This window comes from Providencia sp. 6390, assembly GCF_058148425.1.
In genome coordinates, this window is the sequence record NZ_JBYVYL010000006.1 from 195,850 (window position 1) to 222,060 (window position 26,211).

Below are 26,211 nucleotides of genomic sequence, written 5' to 3' on the forward strand. Positions count from 1 at the left end.
TCAAGGGGATACCTTAAAAAAATTTGGTATTTTTTGCAAAAAAACCTGTCTTTCGATCATTGTTTCATCAACAAAAACTGCGTATGATTCGCCGCCAGCTGAATTCAACTGGCGGAGTATTTTTGTATCTTTTTGATTTTTAATAATTTTCACCAGAGGTTATATGCAATCCAGCTCTATTGCAAATCCAGGCCCACTTGGTTTATTGGGCTTTGGTATGACAACAATTCTGCTCAATATCCATAACGCAGGTTTTTTCCCTCTCTCATCAGTCATTTTGAGCATGGGGATTTTTTATGGTGGTATTGCTCAGGTGATTGCCGGACTTATTGAATATAAGAAAGGAAATACGTTTGGCGCTACAGCATTTAGTTCATACGGTATGTTTTGGCTAACATTAGTTGGCTTATTATTTTTACCAACAATGGGTTTGGCAGAAGCGACTGACCCCGCCTTTTTAGGGATCTATTTGCTGATTTGGGGAATTTTTACATTTTTCATGTTCCTTGGAACATTTAAAGCCAACTTCGTCTTGCAATTTATATTTGGTAGCTTAACGATTCTATTCGCCCTGTTAGCTATCGGTAATTTAACTGGCAATACAACCCTTTTAACCATTGCAGGTTTTGAAGGTATTATTTGCGGTGCTAGCGCATTCTATTTGGCAATGGCTGAAGTGTTGAATGAGCAATATGGCAAAACCATTCTACCAATTGGACAACGTGGTTAACTTTGATTAATGTTAGTCAGGTGAGTTAACCTCACCTGACATAGCAGACGGCTAAGAACGAATAGCCGATTTTGGTCTAAAAGCTTTAACGATTGCAGGATCGCTCTCTACATAAGGGCCATCCAGTAATTGAATGCAGTAAGGCACACTGGCAAAAATTCCTGAAACAATCACATTCCCCTCTGCATCTTTTAGCCCTTCAAGGGTCTCAGCAATTGCCTTTGGCTGCCCCGGTAAGTTCAAAATCAATGCTTGATTACGGATCGCACCAACTTGGCGAGAAAGAATAGCTGTAGGCACAAAATTCAGGCTGATTTGACGCATTTGCTCACCAAACCCAGGCATTTCACGATCAGCAATAGCAAGCGTTGCATCAGGAGTTACGTCACGGCGTGCCGGCCCTGTTCCACCCGTTGTTAACACTAAATGGCAAGCGAATTCATCCACCAGCTCACAAAGGGTTTGCTCAATCATGATTTGCTCATCAGGGATCAGGCGAGTTTCAATTCTAAAAGGAGTGGTTAGCGTTTTTGCCAACCAAGCTTCTAAAGATGGGAGCCCTTTGTCTTCATAAATCCCACTTGAAGCACGATCAGAGACCGAAACCAAGCCAATGCGCAATTCATCCATACCAACCTCAACAAGTAAACAACAGAAACTGCTTAATATGATATCACGGAAGATATCAGCTTTCAGTGCTGCATATTGCTATCGCGGTAAACTAGATGAAAAAATTATTCATTTATACTCGTCATACTTCAAGTTGCAGCGTTGTTGACTACATTCACTTGTCGCCTAGCTGCACCTCGAATTATTTAGAGTATAAGATCACTTAATTAATTTTAAATCATTTTTAGTCTGCTTCTTCTGAGCACTATAAAAATTCTCATGTGGCCCAATACTTAACAGATATAACGATAACGCCCCTGCAATCCATGAATAACCTAGTAACACCAGTTGCCCATTAAGCTTAAATTTATGAACTCTTAGATAAGAAAGATCACCTTTTTTCTGTTCACCTAACAAAGGATTATCTATGACCTTATCAATTTCATCTTCTACACGTTTTAAATCACATTCAGGCAGTTTATTTAGCGCTTTTGCAAACCTATTTGATTGGTATACATCAATCTGGTTTTGTTTTACGGACATATCGAGAAACCTTTTTGTTTTCGACCTCCGCCTGTGACAACAATAATTCTTTTATGAAGCTATAAGGCAGATCAGGGTTATCTTCAGCAATACGGCCGATTTTTGCCCAGTGTTCGATTTGCTTCGGAACACTTCTGCTTGTCGCTTCAGCGTGGATCTTAGCATCGGACACAAAGTCCTCATCTAACCTAACTGAAATAGCCATGAGTGTTACCTTCTAGTTAATCCTATCAATAAGGAATGAAAAACATCAAACACAGAATGCGACATTTGATCGCAAAACGCAACATATTGCATATGATATTTTTTATTTTCTGATTACCATGAAAACAAAAAGCCCAGTGCATTATCTGCACTGGGCTCTTGGTAAAACAATGACCGAAATTACAGTAATTCTGCGATCATTTTTTCCAGTTTTTCTTGGTCAATTGCAAACTTACGGATGCCCTCAGCCAGTTTATCAACAGCCATAGGATCCTGATTGTGCTGCCAGTAGAACTGAGATTCAGTTAATTTAGCTTCAGGTTCTTTTGTCTTACCTGCATCAGTGAGTTTACGAACAACTTCGCCTTGTGCTTCAGACAGCTCTTTCAACAATGCTGGGGAGATAGTTAGACGGTCGCAACCTGCCAACTCAAGAATTTCACCCACATTACGGAAGCTAGCCCCCATAACCACAGTTTTGTAACCATGTGATTTGTAGTAGTTATAGATTTCAGTCACTGAAACCACACCAGGATCTTCTTGTGGTGCATACTCTTTTTTATCTGTATTGGTTTTATACCAATCAAGAATACGGCCAACAAATGGTGAAATCAGGAATACGCCAGCTTCCGCGCAAGCACGTGCTTGAGCAAAAGAGAACAACAGAGTCAGGTTACAGTTGATGCCTTCTTTTTCCAGCTTCTCTGCTGCACGAATACCCTGCCAAGTTGATGCAAGTTTAATCAGAATGCGGTCATTGCTGATCCCCGCTTCGTTGTATAGTTTGATCAAACGACGTGCTTTAGCAATACACGCTTCTTCGTCATAAGATAAACGAGCATCAACCTCAGTTGAAATACGCCCTGGAACTAATTTAAGAATTTCCAGACCGATGTTTACTGCCAGTTTGTCACAAGCATCAATAACCTGTTGTTCACGATTACTGCTTTGCTTACGAGCCCACTCAACAGCTTCATCAATCAGTTTACGATATTCAGGAATTTGTGCTGCATTCAGGATCAACGATGGGTTAGTTGTCGCATCTTGTGGTTTATAAAGCTTCATCGCTTCAATATCACCCGTGTCAGCAACAACGGTGGTTAGACTACGTAAGGAAGTTAATTTATCGGTCATTTCTTTAATCTCGTTGTTATAAAGGAATTGTGGCAAGCGCCGCACCGTATTAATGATAATATCACGCATCCAAGTTGCTGCAAGCGACTAAAACCATTAGGCAACAACTAATTGATATGCAATCGTTTTCGCACATTAAATAAAAACTGAATCCTTTTAGCTTCTTTTAAGCATAATCACAGTGCGACAAAATAGAAAAATTGTTTTTACTTATCTCATCAATTAGCCATTTACTCACATTTTTTGGTACAGTGGTGTTCGTCATTTTATTATAGGGATCATGTCATGCTTATCACTATTTCACCTGCTAAAACATTAGATTATGAAAGCCCACTCGCCATAAAAACATTTACTCAGCCAGAACTGCTGAGTGAATCAGAACAGCTTATCGATGTTTGCCGTAAGCTTTCTCCTGCAGATATTTCTAGTCTAATGAAAATTAGCGATAAACTCGCTGGCCTGAATGCAGCACGTTTCGGTGAATGGCATGCTGATTTTACCCCTGAAAATGCACGCCAAGCTATCCTTGCTTTTAAAGGCGACGTGTACACTGGTATGCAAGCAGAGACCTTTAGTAAACAAGATTTTGCATTTGCTCAGCAGCATTTACGCATTTTATCTGGTTTATATGGACTATTACGTCCTCTCGATTTAATGCAGCCCTACCGCCTTGAAATGGGAACGCGTTTGAAAAACCCTCGTGGTAAAGATTTATATGAGTTTTGGGGCGATATCATTACTAACCATCTAAACCAAGCTATTGCTGCTCAAGGTGATCAAATTTTGGTTAACCTTGCTTCGGATGAATACTTCAAATCCGTCAATATTAAGAAGCTAGATGCTGTTATGGTAAAACCTATTTTCCTCGATGAGAAAAATGGTAAATATAAAGTGATTAGCTTTTACGCTAAAAAAGCACGTGGCTTAATGAGCCGGTTTATTATTCAAAATAAACTCACCAAAACTGAGCAATTAGCAGATTTTAATCTTGAAGGATATCAGTTTGATGAGAGCCAATCTCAGGGTAATGAACTCGTTTTCACTCGTTCTGAGCAGCATTAATCATTATGGGTGATGGGCTAACGCACTATCACCCTGCTATTTCTTATCCCATATCACAAATTTGCTAAAAATAACCCATTAGGCCATCAATTAGCATTGATTCCTCACAGTACACACTATGATTGTGACAATATACTCAAGGTCTTTCTGCCAATAATTCGGAGGTGAAGTATGCCTTATATTGCCAATACTCATCGTTATACAGACATGGAATATCGTCTCTGTGGTCGCAGCGGATTAAGGCTCCCTCTTATCTCTTTAGGTCTTTGGCACAATTTTGGTGACAATAAACCGCAAGATAACTGTCGAGCTATGTTAAGACATGCTTTTGATCATGGTATTACTCATTTCGATCTCGCGAATAACTATGGACCACCACCTGGTGCCGCGGAAAGCCTATTTGGCCGTATTCTCCAGCAAGATTTTTTACCCTATAGAGATGAAATGATCATTTCATCTAAAGCAGGTTTCACCATGTGGGATGGCCCTTATGGTGACTGGGGTAGCAAAAAATATCTCGTTGCCAGCCTCAATCAAAGCTTAAAAAGAATGGGCTTAGATTACGTCGATATTTTTTATCATCACCGCCCCGATCCTGAAACACCACTCGAAGAAACGATGGGAGCGCTTGATCTTCTTGTCCGCCAAGGCAAAGCGTTATACGTAGGTATTTCAAACTATCCCGCCGAGCTTGCTAAAGAGGCGATAGATATTCTTAACCAATTTGGTACTCCCTGCCTTATCCACCAGCCACGTTACTCTATGCTAGTTCGGGATCCAGAAGAGGGCCTATTTGATGTTTTGGAAGATGAAGGTGTTGGCTCAATAGCCTATTCCCCTTTAGCCGGCGGTATACTGACAGATCGTTACTTAAATGGTATCCCAGCCGATTCCCGAGCAGCTGGTAATCCATCACTTCCTCCAGAGAGGCTGACATCAACAGTCATCAATAAAGTAAAAAGGCTTAATGAACTGGCTCTCAATCGAGGGCAAAAGCTTAGTCAAATGTCACTCGCTTGGATATTGCGTCATGATAGGATCACATCAGTGCTCATTGGTGCTAGCCGAGTCAGCCAAATTGATGATGCTTTAGGTATTATAGATAATTATCAATTCACACAAGAAGAGTTAAAAGCGATTGAGTTAATACTCGAAGATTAATATTTATCTTAAGAAAACTAGCTTCTTTAGTGAATACATTTAATAACCTGTCTCTTATACGTTCATAATAGGTGACAGGTTTTTTCACTATTACTTCGCTAAAAAACAGTCACCCCACTTAAATTATACTTCCTAATTATTCCTAGTAATTAAATTACAAATCAAATAAAATATTAAATAAATTTAAGTAATAATAATGAAATAAAATTCAATTATCTGATTTTAATATAAAAAATAAATTAAAATAAAATTTGTTATAACGACATATAAAATTAACGATTTAATTTCGTTGATTAATTACTCAGCGGACCTAAACTAACAATGCAGTTTATTTAATCAATTAACCAAGAGAAATTTATATGAAAATAAAATCTATCTTTATTGCTGCACTGTATATTCCAGCTATCGCTTTTGCTTCTGTCACACCATTTACGGATATATTAGTAGAACCAACATCTGCAACCGTTAAATATCTAGGTCATGGTGGCGATGGCGGGCACGGCGGGCATGGCGGCAATGGAGGCAATGGAGGCAATGGAGGCAATGGAGGGAATGGTGGGAATGGTGGGAATGGTTACTAATTTATTGGTAACTTAACTATTTAGTTAATCCCCCTTCGATAAAAGAAGGGGGTTGGAGATAATTATGCGACAGAAATTGCTAACAACAATAGGTGTTCTATTTTTATTCCCCTTACCAATACAAAGCTATTCAACGAGTAATACCTATCAATCAATAACTCCAATGCTTCAACATGCTATCTCAAGTACCAATAATGTGTTCCATCTTCACAATAATGGAAACGGTGTAAACGGTGGCAGCGGTAGTGGAGGTTATGGGGGTAACGGAGCTAACGGCGGGAACGGTGGAACAGGTTCTGGAAATGGTCATGGAGGAGATGGCGGTAACGCACAATCAGGTAGTAATGGAAATGGAGGGAATGGAGGAAGTGGCGGTGTAAATGGAGGAAACGGAGGCAATGGAGGCAGCGGCGATGGGCGAGGGAACGGCGGTAATGGTGGAAATGGAACTGGAAATGGAAACGGAGGGAACGGTGGCAATGGTGGACATGGAGGGCACGGAGGGAACGGTGGAAATGGCTCGGGAAGCGGTAATGGTGGCAATGGCGGCGATGCTGGCGCTAGAGGGGGTGAAGGTGGTCGAGGTGGCCTTGGTGGGCCTAATGGAGGAAGAAACGGTTCAGATGGTGCGAATTCAGGGAAATTAGTGAATTAACTGGTGAGTAGAGGGTTTTACTCTGTCATGATGATATCGTTTTCTACTTTTTTAAATAATTCGAAGCCCAGCTAGGCAAAAAAACAGGTGAGTCGCTAGGAGCATAGATAACTATGTGACTTGCGCGAGTGAACGCAGTTCAACAACGCTGCAACTCGAGTATAACTATGTTTAACACAATGACTTTATTTATTACGATATATAATAGGGGAAGTCGTATTCTGTCGTTTAAGGTTGCTGACAAAACGGGACACAAACGTGGTTTTTCCCGCTTTGTATTAGCATTCAAAAATCAATCAATGATTTTCCAAGCTTATTACAAATAACCTTGGCAGCTATTGTCAAACAAGCCTGTTTGTCAACAATCTAAAACGGAAGCATCTCGCTTCCGTTTTCCTATATTAAAATACTTACTTAGGTGCTCTCTCCATTAAAAACGCTCTTAATTGCGTAAAATTGGAAGGTAAGAAATATGATAACAGCGGTAAATCTGCACGCTCAGCTAAGGCTTGTGGTAAAGGTAACTGTTTATTTAAAATTTCCTCTACGCTTTCTTTAAACTTGGCAGGGTGCGCTGTTCCTAAGAACAAGCCATATTCACCATCTTGCAATTGATCACGTAAAATACGGTAGGCAACCGCAGCATGAGGCTCAGAAATATAACCTTTTCTATCTAGCTCACGTACGGTTTCTTTTGTCACTTCATCTGTTACCACACCATGACCTAGATCTTTAAGCGACCATCCTTTACGGCGGAATAATTCTTCAATACGAGGCCAGTTATTGGGTTGGCTGACATCCATCGCATTTGATAGTGTTGCAACCGTTTGATGAGGTTTCCATTCACCTTGCTCAAGATAACGAGGCACAGTGTCATTCACGTTAGTTGCAGCAATAAAGCGTTTGATTGGCAGCCCCATTGATTTAGCTAGCAACCCAGCGGTTAAGTCGCCAAAGTTACCACTTGGAACAGAAATAACTAATTGCTGGCGCTTATCTGCTGGAAGCTGAGCAACCGCTTCAAAATAGTAACAAATCTGAGCCAATAAACGGCTGATGTTAATTGAATTCGCTGAGTTTAGATGTAATGCTTTTTTCAGTTCTTCATCATCAAAAGATTGTTTAACTAACGCTTGGCAAGCATCAAAATCATCTTTGATTGCAACCGTGTGAATATTTTCACCCAAGGTGCAGAATAACTTCTCTTGCAGTGGGCTAATTTTACCTTCTGGGTATAGGATCACCACTTGAACATTGTTCAAACGGTAAAACGCGTGAGCAACCGCGGCCCCTGTATCACCCGATGTTGCAGTTAAAATAGTCACAGGCTGATTACCAGCAACCTGCCCTAGCGCTTGAGCCATAAAGCGACCACCAAAGTCTTTAAAAGCCAATGTTGGGCCATGGTAAAGCTCAAGTGTTGCAACATCTTGCTCAACTTGTGTGACAGGTGCAGGAAAAGCAAATGCCTCTTTTACTCGTGCAGCAAGTTCAGCTTCTGGGATCTCATCGCCAATGAATGCTGTCAATATGCGGCTACTACGAGTCACAAAATCTAGCTTCAATAATTCATCAATTTCAGCAGCACTGAATTCAGGCAGGTCTTGAGGGAAAAACAAGCCTTGTTGTCTGCCAAGCCCTTGCTTGACTGCCTGTGCGAAGCTCACTTGCTCGCTGTTATCTTTCAAATTATACAGTTTCATTGTTTACCCTATTGTCCTTGCACCGGTGAGATCCAAACGGCAAATATGCACAAAGCCTTCATCGTTCTGAATATAATGTTGTTGTAAGTAATCAGCCATTTTCTGTGCAATTTGTTGATCATCACAAATCGCAAACAGTGTTGGCCCTGATCCAGAGATGCCACATGCAAGCGCACCAATTTCATAAGCATTTTTGCGTGCCTCCGCAAACCCTGGCAACAGTTGTGTGCGATAAGGCTCCGCAACCACGTCTTGGATCATGGTCGCTGCCAGTTTTGGCTGACCAGTATGGCAGGCATGGATAAAACCTGATAAATAACGGCCATGGTTAACAATATCATGGCGCGGGTAGCTATTAGGTAAAATAGCGCGAGCTTCCGCTGTGGAAACTTTAATTCCTGGGTAAGCCATCACCCAATACCAGTTATCAAATGCAGGAACGGGCTGAGAAATAATACCATTTTGCTCTATAATTAGCTGTAAACCACCTAAGTAACAAGGTGCTACGTTATCATAATGCACACTACCTGAAATGCGGCCTTCAAGTTCCCCCATCATGCTTAATAGGGTCGTCTCATCAAAAGGCCGACCTGCAAATTCATTCAAAGCCATCAAGGCAGCAACTACCGAGCAAGCACTTGACCCTAAACCTGAACCAATTGGCATATTTTTTTCGAGGGTCATTGCAACATTTAAAGGTTTACCTAACCGATCACAAAATAGCTCCCAACATTGGTAAACAATGTTGTGTTCATTTTTCTTCGGCAGTTTTGAGACAAAGCGACCTTTATTAGTCAAAGAAAAGCGTTCTGCTGCTTCAACAGTAACGCAATCTCCTAGTAGACTGCCATCTGCGGGCGATACTGCCGCACCTAGTACATCAAACCCGACACTAACATTACCAATTGAAGCGGGCGCATAAACTTTAATCACTTATCAGACTCCCAATTTCCATGATAGGGTACGTAACATGTCTGCAAATACGCCGGCAGCGGTAACATCATTACCTGCACCATACCCTCTGAGGACTAAAGGAATTGGTTGGTAATAGCGTGTATAGAAAGCCAGTGCGTTTTCGCCATTTTTCACTTTGAAGAGTGGATCATTGCCATCAACAGCAACAATTTTCACTTGGCAGCGCCCTTCTTCAATTAATCCAACATAGCGTAACACTTTTTCTTCTGCTTCTGCGGCTTTTATACGATCGGCAAATTGTTGATCAAGCTGTGATAGGCGAGACATAAATGTCGCCACATCACCTGTGCTATCAAATTCAGTTGGCAACACCGCTTCGATTTCAATGTCGCTTAACTCTAATTGGTAGCCAGCTTCACGAGCAAGGATCAAGAGTTTACGAGCCACATCCATACCGGATAAATCATCTCGCGGATCAGGTTCAGTGAAACCTTTTTCTTTTGCTAATGTGGTCGCTTCAGACAGTGACATGCCTTCATCTAGCTTACCAAAGATGAAAGAGAGTGAGCCAGAAAGAATACCGCTAAAGTGAACCAGTTCATCACCTGCATTCAGTAGGTTTTGCAAGTTCTCGATAACTGGCAAACCTGCACCAACGTTAGTATCGTAAAGGAATTTACGTTTTGAAGCTTCACTAGCTGAACGCAACTGACGATAATAATCCATTGATAAAGTATTCGCTTTTTTGTTTGGCGTTACCACGTTAAAGCCATCTTTTAAGAAATTAACATACTGCTCGGCAATTTCTTGATTAGATGTACAATCAATGATAACTGGATTGAGGAAGTGATATTCACGCTCCAAACGTATCAAACGACTTAGGCTGAATGGCTCAGTTGCTTCAGCAAGCTCTTCTTTCCAATTATCCAGCGAGATACCTTGCATATTCGTTAACATGGCTCTTGAATTCGCGATACCACAAACGCGCAGGTCAATGTGTTTTTGCTTCAACCATTGTTGTTGACGGCGAATTTGTTCAATCAGCGCATTACCAACACCACCAACACCAATAATAAAGGCTTCGATCACTTGCTCTGCATTAAACAGCATTTGGTGACATAAGCGCACTGCTGTTGTTGCGGACCCATTAGCGATAACGGCTGAAATTGAGCGCTCAGAAGAGCCTTGTGCAATCGCAACAATATTAATATTACCGCGGGTTAATGCAGAGAAGAAACGTGCCGAAATTCCTTTCAGAGTACGCATACCATCACCAACCACAGAAATGATGGCTAATTGTTCCATCACATCCAGAGGATCCAATACACCATCTTTCAGTTCTAAATAAAATTCTTCTTCCAATGCGTTACGTGCACGACTTAACTCGTTTTGAGGCACGCAGAAACTGATGCTGTATTCAGAGGATGATTGGGTAATCAAGACCACAGAGATCCCTTTACGTGACATAACAGAGAAAATCCGTGCCGCCATACCGACCATTCCCTTCATACCAGGGCCAGATACGTTGATCATCGCCATATTATTAAGGTTAGTGATCCCTTTGACAGGTGTGCTTTCATCCGTTTGGCCATCACCAATCAAAGTTCCTGGTGCGTTTGGGTTAGTGGTATTTTTGATGAGGCAAGGAATTTGAAACTGGGCAATCGGTGCGATAGTACGTGGGTGCAATACTTTTGCCCCGAAGTAGGATAGTTCCATCGCTTCTTGGTAGGACATTCCTTTTAACAAGCGCGCATCTGGCACTAAACGAGGGTCGCAAGTATAAACGCCATCAACATCAGTCCAAATCTCACAACAATCCGCACGTAAACAAGCCGCCAGTACTGCTGCTGAATAATCGGAACCATTACGGCCTAATACCACTAATTCACCTTTATCATTTCCTGCAGTGAAGCCCGCCATTAAAACGAAATGATCGTTAGGAATATTTAAATCAGCGATACGCTTAGTTGATTCATTGATATCAACCGTCGATTCAAGGTAATGACCAACAGCAAGTAAATTTTCAACTGGGTTAATCACGGTAACCTTGTGCCCGCGTGCTTTTAGCACCGATTCCATGATTGCAATAGAGAGTTTTTCACCACGGCAAATGATTGAAGCGTTGATGCTATCAGGACATTGTCCTAGAAGAGTAATACCATGCAGTACTTGTTTGATTTGTGCGAATTCTTGTTCAGTGAGTTTTTTCAATTTATCGTATTCAAAACCCGGCTGTTTTTCTTTCAATCCTTTTAGCAAGTTAGCAAAAATCATTTCTGCATCATTCACATGCGTGATGACATCCTGACCTGCAACCGTTTTATCAATCATTGCGACTAGATGGTTTGTGATTTTTGCTGGTGCTGATAACACCAAAGCCACTTGCCCATCAGCCAATTTACTTTCAGCGATGTCAGCAACATTCAGTACCCGTTCGTCATTTGCAACCGAAGTACCGCCAAATTTAAGCACACGCATGGTATTTCTCTCCTGATTTAACACCAAAAAAAAGCCCACATCTTTTTGGATGCGGGCTTTTTCGTTTTTATTTTTTGGATGCGTCAGCCCGCCCCGTTTCCTGTGGTTACGGTGGTGGTAATAATAATCGTTGTCAGGCTGATGTTACGCATAAATTCTGTCTGTCTCTTGATCTGTTACGTTCTCCCTATACGGTTAAAGCAATTGCCCAAAAATGTCAAATTTATTTGCAAAAAAAGCGTTATCTGCTAGCAGTGGCATTTCAAAAATAATTCTATATTTTCAACGAAAATTGAGTATAAAGCAGAATAACTCAATAGCTATTGAACTTTAAAACCAAAAAACCAACAAATGGCAATATAAAATATTTGTGATTTTTTTTAGTAGATATTGCCTACAACATGTACATTTTTAGTACAGATTAGAAAATTAGGTAACAACTTAATTGATCTATTTTAAATCATTCGCAATGTTGTTAAGTAACCATTAAATAGGTCACGAAGCAACCAATGAAGGCTGTACCCGAAGGATGATGAGTATAAATAGTAGGATATTATCTGAGAGTTAAACATGAGTATAATTTGTCACGTTTTCTTACTAACAAATTTTGTTAACGTGCTACAATTGATTTTGATATGTATCAACAAAAGTTATTTTTTTAGGTGGTAAATGCAGTATTAGCTGTTATATTGCTGTTAACAGCCCAGCGTTGGGAAAGTGCCTAAATTTTGATTCATTTTTGAATCCGATAATAACAGAGGCAATAATATATAGTAACGTTGACTCAACAACTTATTTATAACTCATAGACGCGTTTTTCCAATCAATATAAAACCAAAACCACCTAATTTTTGGAAGCGGCTTATGAGTTCACTAATTTTATTTTAAAACTTTAGGTAGCAAATATGCAGACCCCACACATTTTAATTGTTGAAGATGAGATTGTCACACGCAATACGCTAAAAAGTATCTTTGAAGCGGAAGGCTATGTTGTTCACGAAGCCACAGATGGCGAAGAGATGCACAATGTTCTTTCTGAACATGACATCAATCTAGTGATCATGGATATTAACTTACCAGGTAAAAACGGCCTGTTATTGGCTCGTGAATTACGCGAACAAGAAAGTATCGCTTTAATGTTCCTAACTGGTCGTGATAACGAAGTCGATAAGATCCTTGGCCTCGAAATTGGTGCTGATGACTATATTACTAAGCCATTTAACCCACGTGAGTTGACGATCCGCGCACGTAACTTGCTTTCTCGTACCATGAATTTAGCTGGTAGCACAGAAGAGCGCCGTTTAGTAGAAAGCTATAAGTTTAATGGCTGGGAACTGGATATTAATAGCCGCTCATTGGTTAGCCCTGCTGGCGAACACTACAAATTACCACGTAGTGAGTTCCGTGCAATGCTACATTTCTGTGAGAACCCGGGGAAAATTCAAACTCGAGCAGACTTATTGAAAAAAATGACAGGCCGTGAGCTGAAACCACATGATAGAACAGTGGATGTCACGATCCGCCGTATCCGTAAGCATTTCGAATCAACGCCAGATACACCAGAAATCATTGCTACCATTCATGGTGAAGGCTACCGTTTCTGTGGTGATTTAGACGAATAACTTGCCTAGCAGCGAAATTAAAAAAACCGGCCATATGGCCGGTTTTTGTTTTACTGCACCCTGTATCATTTTGCCTACATGATTACCATGGCATGATAGGTACAGCGCTGATAGCATTCTTCGGAGAGCCATCAATCATTTTATCTGAGTAGGTTAAATAAACTAACGCATTACGTTTTGGATCATAAAAACGCACCACTTGCAGCTTTTTAAACACCAGTGACGTCCGTTTTTGGAACACAACATGTGGTTTTTTAGGTGAACGTTTTATGCGGTCATTTAGTTCGATAGGACCAACTTGCTGGCAAGAGATGGCGGCATCAGATGTATCTTCAGCAAGACCTAAGCCACCTTTTATTCCCCCTGTTTTTGAACGGCTTAAGTAGCAAGTGACATTATCTACGTCAGGGTCATCGAATGCTTCAACAACGATTTTATGATCCGGGCCAAAGACTTTAAACACGGTATCAACTGAGCCGATCTCTTCTGCAAATGTCGCAAAAGGTAGTGCAGATAATAGTGATGCCAGCAATATTTTTTTTAACTTGCAAAAACGCATACAGGTTTCCTTTTCAACCAGAAGATACTTTTTCTCCAGCTATAACAATATGTTTATAACTAAATGCCAAATATAACTCTTTTACTATAAACGAAAAAGGCAACTTGATATAGAATAGCCGTTCGTTGAACGGCCTATACTCGTCATACTTCAAGTTGCAGGGCTTTTCGTTAAGATATGGAGACTACGCTCAGCTAGCCGAGTCACATAGTTTATCTATGCTCCTCGTCTATCTTCGCTTGTCGTCTACCTGCAACTCGAATTATTTAGAGTATTTATTTGTTTTTAAAGTCTTCTCGACTGGGGATATGCATGGATCAAACCAATATTATTCGTGACCTCCTGCGCTGGATCGATGATAACTTAGATAAACCCCTATCACTCGATAATGTTGCAGCAAAAGCGGGTTACTCCAAGTGGCATTTACAAAGGATGTTCAAAGACGTGACTGACCAAGCGATAGGCGCTTATATTCGCGCTCGCCGGCTTTCTCGTGCAGCTGTTGCTTTACGCCTTACCAGTCGACCAATTCTTGATATCGCACTGCAGTACCGTTTTGATTCACAACAAACGTTCACCCGCGCATTTAAGAAACAATTTAGCTTAACACCTGCTTATTACCGCCGTACTGAAGAATGGTGTGCGACAGGTATTTGCCCGCCTATTATTTTAGATGATCATCGTCATTTAGATCATGAGTTTGTGCAAATGCAGGAACAACCATTGATTGGTTTGGAACAAAGCTGTTCCTATGCGCTCGAAGAGTGGTCAAGTGCCTGTTCACAAATGCGTCAAACCTTCTGGCACTATTATCTAGATCATACAACAGGCATCGCTTCTGAAGTATTTGGCCTACATCACGCTATCCATAACGCCGAAAAAGAAGATGAACAAACCGTATTCTATACGACCGCCGTTAAGCCTGAAGATGCCAGTTTTAGCAACGCCGAATATAGTCATTTGACTATTCCCGCGGGGGAGTATGTAAAATTTAGTTTTAGTGGTGAAGCGACGCGTAGCGCAATGCAAGAGTTTCTTTACCAGATATATGGTGTGTACCTGCCTAAGCTTAACCTAACTCGCAGGCCAGGTTACGATATTGAGCATTATAAACTTAAAGATATCTCAGTGCGCGATATCAATTATAAGAATGATGACCCAAAATCGCATATTGCTGCTTTTGATTATTATGTCCCTATCAGAAGATAATGATGTGGAGTTTCATACCCGAAACTCCACATCAAGCTATGCTTGCTGCTCATCCAAAGCCGGTTGAGTAAGATGAGTCACCTCGCCTGCGCTTTCAACTATCCAGCCATTTGCTAGCCAAGGACTGTTTTGATAGTCAACACGTGAGATCGAGCAATTACGTAAACGCAAACGGCGTTCTGAGTAGGCAGGAACCCCTAAAATACGGCTTAATAATGTACTTAAGGCAATTCCATGGCTCACCAGCAATGGTCGACTTCCTTCAGGAAGATCTAAGCAACTATTTAATGCTGCAAACATACGCAGGTAAAGTTCCTCCATCGACTCACCATTGGGGATCCGCCCACCTTGAGTGCCATCGATAAGACTTTTACGCCATTGTTCTTCCTGTTCTGTTAGGGTTTCGATTTTACGCTGTTCAAGAACCCCCATATTTAGTTCACGAAGACGCGGTTCTGTGATAATTTCACATCCGCAAACATCAGCGATGATTTGTGCAGTTTCACGTGTGCGTCCCATATCACTAGTGATAATATGGGTAATGCCTTCTAACTTTATTCTTTCGGCAACCTGCCTAGCTTGCAAACGACCGGTAGCGGTGAGTGGGCTGTCAGATTGCCCTTGTATACGACGAGCCACGTTCCATTCGGTTTCGCCGTGGCGAACAAGATAAACCTGTAACATAGATGTGTTCCGTTATTACTTTGTAAAGTATGTGTTCAAAGGAAAATAATTAATGTACCAAGTTATAGCTGCAACGACTAATCCTGCCAAAATTAAAGCAATTCATCTTGCTTTCGATGCTGTTTTTGGGCCAGGCAGTTATCAAATAGAAGATATTAACGTTGATAGCAGCGTTCCACAGCAACCAATCGGTAATAATGAAACCCGTACAGGCGCAAGACAACGCGTCATGGCATCAAGACAAGTGCGCCCAGAAGCCGATTTTTGGGTCGGTATTGAAGCGGGTATTGATGAAGACATGACTTTTGCATGGATTGTGATTGAACATAAACAAATCCGTGGCGAATCACGTTCAGCAAGTATCATGATCCCTGAAAAAGTTCTTGCAGGTATCCGTGAAGGACGTGAACTTGGCGATGAGATGGCGGATTTAACCGGTATCGATAACATCAAGCAACAAGGTGGCGCTATTGGCTTTTTCACTAACGGGGTACTAACACGCACAAGCGTTTACCAACAGGCTCTGATACTGGCACTGGTTCCCATTAAGCATGAAATTTATAAAGAGCTAAACCAGATAGAAGATTAAGTGACTGCTCCTCGCCGTAAACGACGAAGCTTCCCACTTCTAAGGCCGCTACCGTTTGTATCACGGATTTACGCTGGCCTCCATGGGCAGAGACGACGAGTCCCGCCGCCTGTAATGCTTGTATGATTTTGCAACAAAGTCCATGAGCAGTACTATAAATTAAATACTGCAACATGAAGCACGCAGAGTATAACGAAAAAATAACAAAAGGGGCAGCCTTTGCCCCTCAATGTTTTATCAATGGCACAATTTACTCTTTAAGTAATTGTTCCTCTAACCAAGCTTTAACCTCTTGCGGTGCCGATTTTAAACTATTGGAGCCACGGGTGATGGTCGCTATCCCTACCCCCAGCTCATTTTTCAATTCCCTTTGGCTCATTTCACCCCGCATCAATTCTTGGACAATACGTACCCGTGTCGCCAGCGCGGTGCGCTCGTCTGGTGTCAGTAACAGTTGTAAGATCGGATGTTGTAAATCTTGCTCAAATGCAAGCTGAAGTAACTTAACGAAGCGTTGCCAGTCATCGTTCTCATTAGTGGTGAGTGCTGGGTCATTTAGGTGATTTGCTGTCATGTTATCCAACCATACTATTTAACTAGTACAAAATAATAGCATACTCTACAGCAAATCACCTGTGTATCATTCAAATAATTCTATGAATAGATCATCGAGTTAAACATTAATACTTCATCAACCACTCATTATCCGTTAGCACAGGTCCGTTTTGTCCCATGAAATAACGATAAAAAACATCGTAGGACAGCACATTTTTCACATACCCACGGGTCTCTGAGAAAGGAATGCTTTCAACAAAAGCGACAGCATCAATACGACCACCACTATTACCTAACCAACGCGTCACCCTTGAAGGGCCCGCATTATACGCTGCACTTGATAAAATACGGTTATTAGAAAATTGTTGGTAAACATCATCTAAATAAGCGGTGCCAATCTCAATATTTTTTACTGGGTTCGTCAATTGACTCGTGTTGACATAATCACTAATACCTTGTTTTTGTACTGTATGTTTGGCAGTTGCTGGCATCAATTGCATAAGGCCAGTTGCGCCAACAGGCGATTGTGCCTGAGGGTTAAAAGCACTTTCTTGCCTTGCGATCGCCATCGCATAACTTTTTGAAATGGATTTATCTCTAGTGAAACGCTCAAACTCTTTTTCCCATGCCAAAGGAAAACGCTCTTCTAAATGATTCCACAATTTCGCCGTAATAGTTGCCTGCACACTCAAATCAGCCCAATTATGATTAAACGCATAACGCGCTAATTGTTCTTGCTGATTCACAGGCAATGATGCTACTAAGCTAACCCATTCGGTTCGTGCAAGATTATCCATTTGCCAATACATCAACTCACGAATGCGTTGAATTTCAGGTAAACTATCAAGATTACCTTCTGGTTTTTCAGCCGTTTTAATATATAACGGATATTCAGTATTTAATTTCTGTGCAGCGACCATTGGGTAAAAACCACGACCATTGATGAGTTTACGCAACATCGCCTCACCTTCAGCTTTTTTCCCTTCATCGATCAAAGTGATCCCTTGCCAGTATTGCCACTCTTCTTTGTTTTTCGCATCCGCTGGCAACTGTTTTAGCCAATTTGCTACCCCTGCTTTATCCCCTAAGCCAAGCGCTAAGCGAACACGACGCTCTTTGAGCGTGGTTGAGTCAGTTTCACCAATCGTTTCATCTCGCCAATTCGCTTGTTCTGGAGTGACATCCCCCATATATTGCCACGCGATGCTATCTTTCATTTTTTGCGTTTCGGCTATATTCATTTTTTGCGCACTGCTAATACCCCGCAATGCTGCGCGTGCCTCATCAGGTGATTGGCGAGCATAGCGGCTAAATGCAGCAATGGTTGCTTGACGTGAAAAGTCAGTTGGCGTCATTGTTTTCGCGAAGTTAGTTACCGAAGCAGGATCATTCTGTAGCTTAACTAATGCATCACCAATCGTACGGTAGCTCGGTGGCAAACGTTTCGCGAGGTAAGCCGCCATTGAAGTATTACCTGCATCAATCGCCAAGTGGATCCGCTCAAGGGTCATTTCAGGTGTTAGATAGCCTGCTTTTTCCCATTCGTTAAACAATTTATCGCAAGCTTCTGGCATGGAGCGACCATTTAACCACGATTTTTCAGCACCTTGCCACGCCAAGTTTTTGTTGCCTGTCGCCCAATTTGCGTAGTAATAGTTGCACTTAGCTTCTGCTGGTTTTGGCTCTTCAGGGCTAAAAGCCAGTAATGACTTCCACTCCTGGCGACGCGCGAGTTCATTGATAAAACGCGTCTTTAATGCTTGAGCAACAGGTAATGTCGGGTGTGCATCAATGAATTTTTGCACTTGGCTTGGTGAAATAATATCGAGATCCTGAGTGAGCTCCCGATATTCTAAATAAGGGTAGAGAGGATAGTCTTGCAACGTTGGCAGTAAACGCTCAACTTCATCCATTTGCTTAGCATCCCAAGCTTGTTTAATCGCTTGATAACGGTCTCTTTGATCCTGTAGAGAGTCTGCCCATACTGCTGTAGATACCAACATCATGGCAATTGGCGCTGCTACCAACAATTTTTTCATTTAGTACGTCCCTAATTCCTACTGTATACATACTCAGATTATACACTTGATGAATATCATTAAGCTGGATTTTTGTTTTAAAAACAACCAGAGAGTTCTTGAATTTAAATTCAATAGTTATCAATAACGTTCAAACGTTAAAAGATGCTAAAAAGTAGCTTAATCATACATATCACTCTAAAAGAGATATTGTATGTCGAATAAGTATGGCAAAAAGCCAAATAAAACCATCAGATACCACTAAAACAACGAGATACAAACACCATTAAAAACAATGCATTATATAACAAATCAATTTAAATAAAGGCTTTGATTAAATATAACCATCAATATAACTCAAAATAAGAGTAACGATATCGCTAAAAAATGGACAAACCGTCATCTTTACGGTTAAATATTATAATTAGTAAACTTAAACTGACTCATTTGGAATAACCCTATACTCGTTATACTTCAAGTTGTAGCGCTTTTTGTTAAGGTATGGTGACTACGCTGACTTACGCCAGTCACATACTTATGTATACACCTAGCTGCACCTTGAATTATTTAGCGTATAAATTCTTTAAAATAAAATGAGATAGGATATGGATTTCAAAAATTTCTTTTTTTCTATTTTAGGGTGCGGGTGGGCTTATCTTTTAATATACGTATTAACTGATACCCGCACGTCGATTGTGTCTCTGCCTTTCTTGATCATATTCTTCATTATTTTTTATTTACTCTCTACAAGGAATAAACAGATGTTTGCGAAAAAAAATAAAGATAATTCAATTGAACCAACAAAACCAAACTTATCTGGTGGTAGTAAAGAGCTTATTGATGCAAAAGAAGAGCAACTAACACAAGTGGCGACCCCGAGAAAAAACACTTCTATTTCAAGTAGCTGCCATATTTCAGGTGACTTAGTTTTGGACGATGACATCCAAATATTTGGCCATGTAAAAGGCAGTATTCGCAGCAATAATGGCGTTGTAACTATTCAAAAAGAAGGGGTTGTTGAAGGTGAAATTTATGCCCAAACCATCTCAATTAATGGAAAAATGAAAGGGCTATGTGTTTCTGAAGATTTAGATATCTTAGAAAGTGGTCAGCTAGATGGGATCTGCCAAACTAAAAACCTTACCATTAGAAAAGGGGGTATTTTTACGGGCACGTCAGAAAGAACCGATAAGAAAATACAAATAAATGATGTGAAAAATAAATCTGATATCGTAAAACTAGAAGCCCCTGCTGTACCTGTTCAATAATCATTTAATTTAATGGTAAAATTAATTTTATAGCAGTCATTGCTGCTATAAAATTAACAATTCTAGCTGACCATAACTTATTCAAAGTATATGGTTAAGTATAAATCCTATCCCCCCTCCCTAACGCCGTTATCTTAAAAATACACAACTGTTGACATAAAATGAGGAACAATTAGAGTGAATCGCATAAATGTTTGCGGCAACAAACATACGCTAAGGTATAATGTACAGCATAAAAATTATTTGTGTGCTTAAAGCACCTTCGAACATTGAACTTTCATTTATAAAACAATAGGTAAAATAAATTGGCTCAATTCGTCTATTCTATGTATCGAGTGGGGAAAATTGTTCCACCGAAACGTCATATTTTGAAAAATATCTCTCTGAGCTTCTTTCCTGGCGCTAAGATAGGTGTTTTAGGTCTAAATGGTGCCGGTAAGTCAACGCTACTGCGTATAATGGCAGGTATCGACACTGAAATTGAAGGGGAAGCCCGTCCTCAACCAGGCATTAAAATCGGCTATCTCCCACAAGAACCTAAACTAAATCTTGAGCACACTGTGCGCGAAGCCGTGGAAGAAGCCGTTTCTGAAGTCAAGAACGCTTTAACCCGTTTAGATGAAGTTTATGCTGCTTATGCAGAAGCTGATGCTGATTTCGATAAATTAGCCAAAGAGCAAGGTGAGCTAGAAGCTATTATTTCAGCACAAGATGGTCATAACTTGGATAATCAGCTAGAGCGTGCCGCTGATGCCTTACGTCTGCCTGCATGGGATGCAAAAATTGAAAACCTATCCGGTGGTGAACGCCGCCGTGTGGCAATTTGCCGTCTACTGCTAGAAAAACCGGATATGTTGCTGCTCGATGAACCAACTAACCACTTGGATGCTGAGTCTGTTGCATGGTTAGAACGCTTCCTGCACGACTATGAGGGCACGGTTGTTGCGATCACCCATGACCGCTACTTCCTTGATAATGTGGCAGGTTGGATCCTTGAGCTTGACCGTGGTGAAGGTATTCCATGGGAAGGTAACTATTCGTCTTGGCTTGAACAAAAAGATCAACGTCTAGCACAAGAAGCTTCAACTGAAGCGGCTCGTCGTAAGTCTATTGAGAAAGAACTTGAGTGGATCCGTCAAAATCCAAAAGGTCGTCAGTCCAAAGGTAAGGCACGTTTAGCTCGCTTTGAAGAGCTTAACAGCGTCGAATACCAAAAACGTAATGAAACCAGCGAACTGTTTATCCCACCAGGACCACGCTTAGGGGATAAAGTGATCGAAGTTGAGAACTTAAGCAAATCCTATGGTGATCGCGTTCTTATCGATAACCTTAGCTTCTCCATTCCTAAAGGGGCAATCGTTGGGATCATCGGTCCAAACGGTGCAGGTAAATCAACACTGTTCCGGATGATTTCAGGTCAAGAACAACCTGATTCAGGCTCGATCACCCTTGGTGATACCGTGAAAATTGCTTCCGTTGATCAGTTCCGTGATGCAATGGACGATAGCAAAACCGTTTGGGAAGAGATCTCTAACGGTCAAGATATCATGCGTATTGGTAACTTTGAGATCCCAAGCCGTGCTTACGTTGGTCGCTTTAATTTCAAAGGCGTCGATCAAGGCAAACGCGTTGGTGAATTGTCTGGTGGTGAGCGTGGTCGCTTGCACTTAGCAAAACTATTGCAAGTTGGCGGCAACGTATTACTGCTCGATGAACCAACCAACGACCTTGACGTTGAAACCTTACGTGCATTGGAAAACGCCCTGCTAGAGTTCCCTGGCTGTGCAATGGTTATCTCGCATGACCGTTGGTTCCTTGACCGTATTGCGACTCATATCATCGACTACCAAGACGAAGGCAATATCACCTTCTTCGAAGGTAACTTTAGTGAATATGAAGACTACAAAAAACGTACCTTTGGTGCTGATGCATTGCAACCGCATCGTATCAAATATAAGCGTATGACTAAGTAGTACTCAGGTAATAAAATTTAAGTAGGGTGATAAAATGCCCTACTTAAATAAAAATTAAAAATTTATTGGGTACATTCATTACATTTTGAGTATGACCGTCTGAAATATTATAAATTATCAAATAACATAAATAGATTATATTTACACACCTGTTAATTCATCAAATTACTAATTAATTTATTTTTGATTTTTTTATTAATTTACTATAGTAGACATACACCACCATAAATCCAACTTAAAGATAATTCTTTATGCATTGTATTGGTTGTGAAAAAGTATTAACTATCAGCTCAATATATCCCACTTGTCCATTTATAAACTACAGGAAGACCAAGCTATTATAGAGTAAGGTCATTTATTTTATATATTATCAAGTCATATCGATAAATATAATATTTTATTTATTGATTATAGGTGTGAGCTTATATGAACGAATAAAGAAAGTTGTTTTTTACACAAGGATGTTTGATATGAAGAAGTCTTTTATAGCTGCTGTATTGACTAGTTTATTAACCAATAATAATTCGTATGCAGTAGAAAGCCATCTGATCTATAACCCTCAAAATATTGCTGTATTTCAAGTGAATTTCTTTAATGCTGGCGATGCCCCCTTTAAGCTAAATGGGCTGGAAGATGAAGATATAGAGTCAACCTGGGATCTGGATCAGCAACAAAAAGAAACAATACTTGGTGCCATGCGCTACTGGGCTGAGGTTATCACACCTAAAACGGGGCAATTGCCCGCCATTATCAATGTCGGTACGAATGACGATGATAATGCACTGGGATACCCCAATCCAATAAGCAGCGATACTGTCAGTCTAACGCAATTGCAGGGGGCTTTAAACGGCATTGATACTGGAGAGCTAACCTCCGGCTCCCATACCCTGATGGTCATAGGCAAAATGGGTTATGACGACATTCCCTATGTACCTTCGCAGCTACCGCGCACAGAAAAAAATGATCTGTTCAGTATCGCTGTTCATGAGCTAGCTCATGGTCTGGGAATAAACAATGAGGTTATAGAACAGCAAGTACTAGGCTCCTACACACCCACTTTCAACGCTGAATATTTTGGTTCTTGGGCCAGCCATCTGCGTGACGATAATGGCAACCCTGCCCGACCAGGGCAAATAATACTGTGTGATGGATGCAATAGCCCATGGGATCCGCAAGGCTTTAATATATGGCTCGATAAAGGCTATTTCACCGGCAAACACGTAGATGAGGTGCTTGCTGGCGCCATGCTCGGCGTGCCGGTGAAAATATTGAATAAAAACGGTTCGGTCGATATTGACTACATGAGCCATAGCGAACTGAAGAACAGCATGATGAGCCACCAATACTACTCCAATTACACCACTTTCATGGAAGCCGAACTTGCGTTGCTGCAGGACATGGGATATCAGATAGACCGACGTAACTTTTTCGGTTTTTCGCTATATGGCAATGGACAAACCCTCGTTAACCGCAATGGTTATTTTCTGCGAAACCCTCAAGGGGATGGCTATCTAACGGGGCAATATAACACCGCAACGTTAGGGGTTGGCCTGCATGTGTATGGCGATAATAACCGTATCTTTCAGCAAGCAGATCTGTTGACGCAAGGGGCTGGCGGTGCCGGCATCCGTATTGATGGGCAAAATAACACCCTGAGTATCGAACCAAGAACACGGGTCTACGCCGATGGCTTGAATGGTCGTGGGGTAATGTTTGCCTACGGTAAACAACATAACCTTATTCAACGAGGCAACGTTCAAGCGCTGGGAACCAATGGTATCGCGCTCAGCTTTGATTTTGGCAATAGTGGCTCACATAACAAAGAAGAGTATCGTGGATCCTGGCTCTATACCACAGACTGGCGTCATATGTATGAAGACAAATTATTACCCGAATTGCAAGGGGCTCTAGTAGATAATGCCGACATTAGCGGGCGAATTTCAGGCAAGGACGCAGCAATTTATATTTCGGACAATGCGCTGGTCGGTAATATAAATATCTTAAATGGCGCCCAGCTGGAAGGTCATATTTACTCGAACTACAACCAGAAGGATGGCAACGGCCAGCAGAGGTTGACGCAGTTTGCCTTCGGTCGGAAGGCCAATATTCATGGGCAGGCGACAGATGACACTGATCCTGATTTCAGTTTTACTTACCATGGAAACATTAAAGGTATCAATAATCTGGCACTGAACACACTCGGAGGGAAAACCTCACTTAATGGCAACTTCCAGATTTACAACTCAACTATCTCGCCGGGCGCCATACTATCAGGTAACGGCAGCTATACCCTGAACAAGGAAGGACACTTTGTAAACAATGGTATCCTTGCGCCGGGCAATTCACTTGGGCAAATCAATATATTAGGTGATTATCAACAGGGGGATACCGGACAACTGCTACTGGAAGTCGACGGGCGCGGTGGGCATGATACTCTGCAAGTTGATGGGCACGCACAATTCAATGGTCAACTGACGTTTGCGCCGTTGCCAGACTGGTATGCGACACACTGGCAGCTGGATCCGCAAGAGTTTCTAAAAACAGGTTCGAACAGCGGCAAATTCAGTGCAGTGAACAGCCTGCTCCGTTCCCCCACGCTGGTACTGCAAACAACGCTTCAGGGAGAGAATAGCTGGCAGCTCTCGATGTTGCGCACCTCCAACGCTTACAGCCAATACGCTCAGGACGATAATGCGCGACAAGTGGGTCAGGCTCTGGATAAAATTGTCGCGGAAGCCAATTCAGATATCCAACCATTGTACCGTACTCTGGATTTCTCAGCTACTGATGGCAAAAGTGTCAGTAATGCCTTACAGCAACTTTCTGCGGAAGCTTACAGCGCCATGTTCGCGAGCTCCCTTCACCGTGAGCAACAGATAACACGGATCATCGGCGGATCTAGTCCCACAATTACGCCGAAACAATTGACGGAAAGCAAATGGCGCAGCTTTGCTATCCCCTTTGGCGGCGGCTTCTGGCAACAACGCCAAGGTGGCAGTGTCGGGTATAACGCCAGCAGTTATGGCATGGTGTTCGGCGCCGAAAAACAAAGCGAGCAGGATCGCAACTGGATTTATGGCTTTCATGGCGCTGTCAGTGGCCAATCAGTGACAGTGAAATCACCAGACACTGCGAATGGGAAAACCACAGCTTTCGATTTGGGTATTCAAGCTCGTTACAGCGTTGAAAGATCCGAAGGGATGTATTTATTCGGCAATGGCCGATTTGGCATTGAAGACAGCTGGCTGGATCGAAACATTAATGTAGAAACTTACAAAGCAAGCCACCGTACCAGTTGGACAGGATTGTCAGGCTCTATAACGGCCGGCGGGGGCTATCATTGGGCGCTGAATGATAATATGAGCGCAGGACCTGTAACCTCATTAAATTACACCAAATTATATCGCCCTAGTATTAAAGAAAGTGGCAATGACGGTAGCAATCTAATGCTAAGTTCGGGGACCTTCGATACTTTAAAATCAAGTATCGGGGTAAATGGTAACTGGAGTTTGCCGCTCGCTTCAGGGGCGTCGCTTGCAGCTGAATTGCAGCTTACTTGGGATCATGAGCTACTGGATGGTAATGTAGTGCAACAAGCTTCTTTCGCCAACTATCGCAGCGTAGGGTTTAATTCTAGGAGTCTGGTGACTACCCGTGACACTCTGGGGGCTAAGGCTGGAATGAACTATAAAATAAATACTGATGTCGAATTAAGCATCGGGGTTCAAAGCGAATTGTTTCGTTCTGGCTATAGCTCGATCGCCGGTAATCTGTCAGCTAATTGGCGTTTCTAGTATTTGGGAATGATAAATAATACATCTGGCCGTAATTAAATCCACCACACCCCGGCTTTGCCGGGGAATTCCGAAGGATTTAACCTTAAAACAACCGCCGAATCTATTGTAAGCCTTAACGTTTCTTTGTCCTTTCTCACCACCAAACCTTTTATGTTCCAT

Annotated in this window: 23 protein-coding genes and 1 other annotated feature; of the genes, 11 read left to right on the forward strand and 12 right to left on the reverse strand. The window is 41.6% G+C overall.

Annotation, left to right across the window (positions count from 1 at the left end):
- Positions 1-163 precede the first annotated feature (163 nt).
- A complete protein-coding gene (gene satP, locus AC3Z9T_RS14275; RefSeq protein ID WP_490126774.1) occupies positions 164-730 on the forward strand; it encodes an acetate uptake transporter in 567 nt (188 codons plus the stop codon).
- A gap of 51 nt (positions 731-781) precedes the next feature.
- Here satP and mog read toward each other — a convergent pair whose 3' ends face one another.
- From mog to tal, 4 genes are all read right to left on the reverse strand, one after another.
- The gene (gene mog, locus AC3Z9T_RS14280; RefSeq protein ID WP_490126775.1) at positions 782-1,360 is read right to left on the reverse strand and encodes a molybdopterin adenylyltransferase; all 579 of its coding nucleotides are present in this window, start codon (positions 1,358-1,360) and stop codon (positions 782-784) included.
- A gap of 198 nt (positions 1,361-1,558) precedes the next feature.
- The gene (locus AC3Z9T_RS14285; RefSeq protein WP_490126776.1) at positions 1,559-1,882 is read right to left on the reverse strand and encodes a type II toxin-antitoxin system RelE/ParE family toxin; all 324 of its coding nucleotides are present in this window, start codon (positions 1,880-1,882) and stop codon (positions 1,559-1,561) included.
- A complete protein-coding gene (locus AC3Z9T_RS14290; protein ID WP_490126777.1) occupies positions 1,857-2,087 on the reverse strand; it encodes a ParD-like family protein in 231 nt (76 codons plus the stop codon). Before AC3Z9T_RS14290 ends, AC3Z9T_RS14285 begins: the two co-directional genes overlap by 26 nt.
- 179 nt (positions 2,088-2,266) lie before the next feature.
- On the reverse strand, positions 2,267-3,220 hold the full coding sequence (gene tal, locus AC3Z9T_RS14295; RefSeq protein ID WP_490126853.1) for a transaldolase: 954 nt from the start codon (positions 3,218-3,220) through the stop codon (positions 2,267-2,269).
- A 285-nt stretch (positions 3,221-3,505) separates the two neighbouring features.
- On the opposite strand from tal, the gene yaaA reads away from it, so the two are divergent.
- From yaaA to AC3Z9T_RS14315, 4 genes are all read left to right on the forward strand, one after another.
- Positions 3,506-4,282, forward strand: a complete 777-nt coding sequence (yaaA, locus tag AC3Z9T_RS14300; protein WP_490126778.1) for a peroxide stress protein YaaA — start codon at positions 3,506-3,508, stop codon at positions 4,280-4,282.
- A 171-nt stretch (positions 4,283-4,453) separates the two neighbouring features.
- Positions 4,454-5,443 carry an aldo/keto reductase gene (locus AC3Z9T_RS14305; RefSeq protein ID WP_490126779.1) on the forward strand — a complete coding sequence of 330 codons (990 nt, stop codon included), beginning with the start codon at positions 4,454-4,456 and terminating at the stop codon, positions 5,441-5,443.
- Positions 5,444-5,802: 359 nt separating this feature from the next.
- A complete protein-coding gene (locus AC3Z9T_RS14310; protein WP_490126780.1) occupies positions 5,803-6,024 on the forward strand; it encodes a hypothetical protein in 222 nt (73 codons plus the stop codon).
- Between the two features lie 64 nt (positions 6,025-6,088).
- A complete protein-coding gene (locus tag AC3Z9T_RS14315; protein WP_490126781.1) occupies positions 6,089-6,679 on the forward strand; it encodes a hypothetical protein in 591 nt (196 codons plus the stop codon).
- Positions 6,680-7,089: 410 nt separating this feature from the next.
- On the opposite strand, the gene thrC is transcribed toward AC3Z9T_RS14315, so the two are convergent.
- The 4 genes from thrC to thrL all read right to left on the reverse strand — a co-directional run bounded on the left by thrC (position 7,090) and on the right by thrL (position 11,930).
- Positions 7,090-8,382, reverse strand: a complete 1,293-nt coding sequence (gene thrC, locus AC3Z9T_RS14320) for a threonine synthase (RefSeq protein WP_490126782.1) — start codon at positions 8,380-8,382, stop codon at positions 7,090-7,092.
- Positions 8,383-8,385: 3 nt separating this feature from the next.
- Positions 8,386-9,315 carry a homoserine kinase gene (thrB, locus tag AC3Z9T_RS14325; RefSeq protein WP_490126783.1) on the reverse strand — a complete coding sequence of 310 codons (930 nt, stop codon included), beginning with the start codon at positions 9,313-9,315 and terminating at the stop codon, positions 8,386-8,388.
- A gap of 3 nt (positions 9,316-9,318) precedes the next feature.
- Positions 9,319-11,778 carry a bifunctional aspartate kinase/homoserine dehydrogenase I gene (thrA, locus tag AC3Z9T_RS14330; protein WP_490126784.1) on the reverse strand — a complete coding sequence of 820 codons (2,460 nt, stop codon included), beginning with the start codon at positions 11,776-11,778 and terminating at the stop codon, positions 9,319-9,321.
- A 24-nt stretch (positions 11,779-11,802) separates the two neighbouring features.
- Positions 11,803-11,923: a sequence feature (Thr leader region), on the reverse strand.
- Entirely contained in the window at positions 11,862-11,930 is a 69-nt protein-coding gene (gene thrL / locus AC3Z9T_RS14335; protein WP_071599685.1) for a thr operon leader peptide, read from the reverse strand. (Overlaps the previous feature by 62 nt.)
- A gap of 753 nt (positions 11,931-12,683) precedes the next feature.
- Here thrL and arcA point away from each other — a divergent pair.
- The gene (gene arcA, locus AC3Z9T_RS14340) at positions 12,684-13,400 is read left to right on the forward strand and encodes a two-component system response regulator ArcA (RefSeq protein WP_490126785.1); all 717 of its coding nucleotides are present in this window, start codon (positions 12,684-12,686) and stop codon (positions 13,398-13,400) included.
- A gap of 82 nt (positions 13,401-13,482) precedes the next feature.
- Here the strand turns inward: arcA and creA are convergent, their stop codons facing one another.
- Entirely contained in the window at positions 13,483-13,959 is a 477-nt protein-coding gene (gene creA, locus AC3Z9T_RS14345; protein ID WP_490126786.1) for a protein CreA, read from the reverse strand.
- 312 nt (positions 13,960-14,271) lie between these two features.
- Here creA and robA point away from each other — a divergent pair, with 312 nt between their 5' ends.
- Positions 14,272-15,168 carry an MDR efflux pump AcrAB transcriptional activator RobA gene (gene robA / locus AC3Z9T_RS14350; RefSeq protein ID WP_490126787.1) on the forward strand — a complete coding sequence of 299 codons (897 nt, stop codon included), beginning with the start codon at positions 14,272-14,274 and terminating at the stop codon, positions 15,166-15,168.
- 36 nt (positions 15,169-15,204) lie between these two features.
- Here the strand turns inward: robA and gpmB are convergent, their stop codons facing one another.
- Positions 15,205-15,852 (reverse strand): 2,3-diphosphoglycerate-dependent phosphoglycerate mutase GpmB, encoded by a 648-nt coding sequence (gene gpmB, locus AC3Z9T_RS14355; RefSeq protein ID WP_490126788.1) that lies wholly within the window; start codon positions 15,850-15,852, stop codon positions 15,205-15,207.
- Between the two features lie 52 nt (positions 15,853-15,904).
- Between gpmB and yjjX the strand changes: the two genes are divergently transcribed.
- Positions 15,905-16,441, forward strand: a complete 537-nt coding sequence (gene yjjX, locus AC3Z9T_RS14360) for an inosine/xanthosine triphosphatase (RefSeq protein ID WP_070926921.1) — start codon at positions 15,905-15,907, stop codon at positions 16,439-16,441.
- Positions 16,442-16,691: 250 nt separating this feature from the next.
- Here yjjX and trpR read toward each other — a convergent pair whose 3' ends face one another.
- On the reverse strand, positions 16,692-17,015 hold the full coding sequence (trpR, locus tag AC3Z9T_RS14365; RefSeq protein ID WP_490126789.1) for a trp operon repressor: 324 nt from the start codon (positions 17,013-17,015) through the stop codon (positions 16,692-16,694).
- Positions 17,016-17,121: 106 nt separating this feature from the next.
- Positions 17,122-19,035 carry a murein transglycosylase gene (sltY, locus tag AC3Z9T_RS14370; RefSeq protein ID WP_490126790.1) on the reverse strand — a complete coding sequence of 638 codons (1,914 nt, stop codon included), beginning with the start codon at positions 19,033-19,035 and terminating at the stop codon, positions 17,122-17,124.
- Positions 19,036-19,775: 740 nt separating this feature from the next.
- Between sltY and AC3Z9T_RS14375 the strand changes: the two genes are divergently transcribed.
- The 3 genes from AC3Z9T_RS14375 to AC3Z9T_RS14385 all read left to right on the forward strand — a co-directional run bounded on the left by AC3Z9T_RS14375 (position 19,776) and on the right by AC3Z9T_RS14385 (position 26,049).
- Positions 19,776-20,282, forward strand: a complete 507-nt coding sequence (locus AC3Z9T_RS14375; protein WP_490126791.1) for a bactofilin family protein — start codon at positions 19,776-19,778, stop codon at positions 20,280-20,282.
- A 305-nt stretch (positions 20,283-20,587) separates the two neighbouring features.
- The gene (gene ettA / locus AC3Z9T_RS14380) at positions 20,588-22,255 is read left to right on the forward strand and encodes an energy-dependent translational throttle protein EttA (protein ID WP_490126792.1); all 1,668 of its coding nucleotides are present in this window, start codon (positions 20,588-20,590) and stop codon (positions 22,253-22,255) included.
- Positions 22,256-22,716: 461 nt separating this feature from the next.
- A complete protein-coding gene (locus AC3Z9T_RS14385) occupies positions 22,717-26,049 on the forward strand; it encodes an autotransporter outer membrane beta-barrel domain-containing protein (protein WP_490126854.1) in 3,333 nt (1,110 codons plus the stop codon).
- Positions 26,050-26,211: the final 162 nt, after the last annotated feature.

Excerpts from the sequence above, each read along its gene's own strand:
- gpmB (WP_490126788.1), bottom strand. The coding sequence starts at position 15,852 with ATGTTACAGGTTTATCTTGTTCGCCACGGCGAAACCGAATGGAACGTG.
- AC3Z9T_RS14305 (WP_490126779.1), top strand. The coding sequence starts at position 4,454 with ATGCCTTATATTGCCAATACTCATCGTTATACAGACATGGAATATCGT.
- yaaA (WP_490126778.1), top strand. The coding sequence starts at position 3,506 with ATGCTTATCACTATTTCACCTGCTAAAACATTAGATTATGAAAGCCCA.
- robA (WP_490126787.1), top strand. The coding sequence starts at position 14,272 with ATGGATCAAACCAATATTATTCGTGACCTCCTGCGCTGGATCGATGAT.
- sltY (WP_490126790.1), bottom strand. The coding sequence starts at position 19,035 with ATGAAAAAATTGTTGGTAGCAGCGCCAATTGCCATGATGTTGGTATCT.
- AC3Z9T_RS14315 (WP_490126781.1), top strand. The coding sequence starts at position 6,089 with ATGCGACAGAAATTGCTAACAACAATAGGTGTTCTATTTTTATTCCCC.
- thrC (WP_490126782.1), bottom strand. The coding sequence starts at position 8,382 with ATGAAACTGTATAATTTGAAAGATAACAGCGAGCAAGTGAGCTTCGCA.
- AC3Z9T_RS14285 (WP_490126776.1), bottom strand. The coding sequence starts at position 1,882 with ATGTCCGTAAAACAAAACCAGATTGATGTATACCAATCAAATAGGTTT.
- AC3Z9T_RS14375 (WP_490126791.1), top strand. The coding sequence starts at position 19,776 with ATGTTTGCGAAAAAAAATAAAGATAATTCAATTGAACCAACAAAACCA.
- AC3Z9T_RS14385 (WP_490126854.1), top strand. The coding sequence starts at position 22,717 with ATGTTTGATATGAAGAAGTCTTTTATAGCTGCTGTATTGACTAGTTTA.
- AC3Z9T_RS14290 (WP_490126777.1), bottom strand. The coding sequence starts at position 2,087 with ATGGCTATTTCAGTTAGGTTAGATGAGGACTTTGTGTCCGATGCTAAG.
- AC3Z9T_RS14310 (WP_490126780.1), top strand. The coding sequence starts at position 5,803 with ATGAAAATAAAATCTATCTTTATTGCTGCACTGTATATTCCAGCTATC.
- arcA (WP_490126785.1), top strand. The coding sequence starts at position 12,684 with ATGCAGACCCCACACATTTTAATTGTTGAAGATGAGATTGTCACACGC.
- tal (WP_490126853.1), bottom strand. The coding sequence starts at position 3,220 with ATGACCGATAAATTAACTTCCTTACGTAGTCTAACCACCGTTGTTGCT.
- satP (WP_490126774.1), top strand. The coding sequence starts at position 164 with ATGCAATCCAGCTCTATTGCAAATCCAGGCCCACTTGGTTTATTGGGC.
- yjjX (WP_070926921.1), top strand. The coding sequence starts at position 15,905 with ATGTACCAAGTTATAGCTGCAACGACTAATCCTGCCAAAATTAAAGCA.
- creA (WP_490126786.1), bottom strand. The coding sequence starts at position 13,959 with ATGCGTTTTTGCAAGTTAAAAAAAATATTGCTGGCATCACTATTATCT.
- mog (WP_490126775.1), bottom strand. The coding sequence starts at position 1,360 with ATGGATGAATTGCGCATTGGCTTGGTTTCGGTCTCTGATCGTGCTTCA.
- trpR (WP_490126789.1), bottom strand. The coding sequence starts at position 17,015 with ATGACAGCAAATCACCTAAATGACCCAGCACTCACCACTAATGAGAAC.
- thrA (WP_490126784.1), bottom strand. The coding sequence starts at position 11,778 with ATGCGTGTGCTTAAATTTGGCGGTACTTCGGTTGCAAATGACGAACGG.